General features: G+C 40.9%; 1 pseudogene. It reads left to right on the top strand.

The annotated features are described in order from the left end of the window. Positions 1-45: 45 nt before the first annotated feature. Positions 46-506: pseudogene (locus CWB66_RS21325) on the top strand (aconitase family protein); the annotation flags it as partial.

Raw genomic sequence — 506 nt, 5'->3', positions numbered from 1 at the left:
ATTTCTAATTATGTAACGTAAATTAAGTCAATTGAACTTGCTTAGTCATGTCTCCAAATCATGATCAACAAAGCTATGGAAATCGAACCACAAACGCTACAAGCTCTAATCGATTTAGCCGACAAGCGTATTGCAGGTATTCAATCTGGTGAAGAGCCAGCACTTTCTCCAGACGACAACGCTAAATACCACGCAGAAGTTGTGGTTGATTTAGACCAAATCGTTGAGCCAATGATTGCCGATCCAGACGTTAATAACGATGATGTGTCTAAGCGTTATACTCCCGATGTGATCCGCCCTGTTTCTTTTTACAACGACAAGCCTGTTGATTTAGGTTTTGTTGGTTCGTGTATGGTTCACAAAGGCGATATGAAAATTATTGCTCACATGCTAGGTAACCTTGAGATGAAAAACGGTTCTATCTCATTCAAAGCGCCATTGGTTGTTGCGCCACCAACATACAACATTGTTGATGAGCTTAAAGCGGAAGGCGATTGGGATATTCT

The sequence above is a fragment of the Pseudoalteromonas sp. S558 genome, assembly GCF_005886635.1.
GTDB lineage: Bacteria > Pseudomonadota > Gammaproteobacteria > Enterobacterales > Alteromonadaceae > Pseudoalteromonas > Pseudoalteromonas aliena.
Note: the sequence above shows the minus strand (reverse complement) of the source record. Positions and strands in the feature narration are given on the sequence as shown.